This window comes from Pseudoduganella sp. RAF53_2 (assembly GCF_052113985.1).
Lineage (GTDB): Bacteria > Pseudomonadota > Gammaproteobacteria > Burkholderiales > Burkholderiaceae_D > Rugamonas.
The window spans coordinates 1-1,473 of the sequence record NZ_JBFRDW010000972.1; the positions used below are offsets into that span (position 1 = coordinate 1).

The window sequence follows — 1,473 nt, forward strand, 5'->3', positions numbered from 1 at the left end:
CATCACCTCCCTGCGTATTCTGACCCTGATGACCGATGCCGGCGATATGGAGCCGGAAATGAATCGCATCAAGGAACAGACCAAGAAGTACGAAGAAGCCAGCAAGAAGCTGAGCGCCCTGTACGCAGCCAACGCCACTCCTGAAGAGAAGGCGCTGCTGGCACAGGTGAAAGAACATGAAGGCGTGGCCATGCCGGCTATCGCCAAGGCCTCCGAACTGTGGCTGGCTAACGATGCTGTTTCCGCTACCAAGATCCTGATCAAGGAAATCCGTCCTGCGCAGAAGAAGTGGATGGACTCCCTGGACCAGCTGGCCAGCCTGGAAGACAAGCTGAACGAACAAGTGAAGACCGACGCCGCTGCCGGTTTCGCCAGCGCCCGTCTGTTCATGATCGGCATGGGCGCCCTGGCGGTGATCCTGTCCGTGACCGCTGCATGGGTTATCACCCGCGGCCTGCTGAAGCAACTGGGTGGCGAGCCTGACTACACCGCGGCCATCGCCGGCTCCATCGCTAACGGCGACCTGTCTGTGCATATCGACACCGCTTCGAATGACAAGGATTCGCTGCTGGTCGAAATGAAGGAAATGCGTAACAGCCTGGTGGGCATCGTTGGCCAGGTGCGCACCGGTACCGAAACCATCGGCACCGCGTCCCGCGAAATCGCTGCCGGTAACATCGACCTGTCGTCCCGTACCGAACTGCAGGCTTCTTCGCTGGAGAAGACCGCTTCCGCGATGGAAGAACTGACCTCCACCGTGAAGCAGAACGCCGACAACGCACGTGAAGCCAACCAGCTGGCGGCTTCCGCGTCCGAAGTAGCACGCAAGGGCGGCACCGTGGTGTCGCAAGTGGTTGAGACCATGACCTCGATCAACGAGTCCGCCAACAAGATCGTGGACATCATCGGCGTGATCGATGGTATCGCCTTCCAGACCAACATCCTGGCACTGAACGCTGCGGTTGAAGCGGCACGTGCCGGTGAACAGGGCCGCGGCTTCGCCGTGGTGGCATCCGAAGTGCGTAACCTGGCGCAGCGTTCCGCTAACGCCGCCAAGGAAATCAAGTCCCTGATCGGTGACTCGGTTGAGAAAGTGGAGCGCGGTTCGAAGCTGGTGGGCCAGGCTGGTGTGACCATGGACGAAGTGGTGGCTTCCGTACGCCGCGTGACCGACATCATGGGCGAAATCGCCAACGCCTCGCAGGAACAGAGCGCAGGTATCGAGCAGGTGAACATGTCCATCATCGAGATGGATTCCATGACCCAGCAGAACGCTGCGCTGGTGGAAGAATCCGCAGCCGCCGCACAGGCRCTGCAAGACCAGGCGACCGAGCTGGCACGCGTTGTATCGATCTTCAAACTGGAAATCGGTGAAGAGCGCGCAATGGCTCCGGTGGTTGCCGCAGTTCCGTCCACCAAGCACGCTGTGGCCGTGGTGCCGAAGGCGCCGCGTCCAGCACCTAAGAAGAAGCC

The 1,473-nt window shown here is 60.5% G+C and carries 1 protein-coding gene; it reads left to right on the forward strand.

Translation table 11 applies throughout. The annotated features are described in order from the left end of the window. The coding region (locus tag AB4Z11_RS31530; protein WP_442030095.1) for a methyl-accepting chemotaxis protein at positions 1-1,473 on the forward strand (1,473 nt) is incomplete at both ends.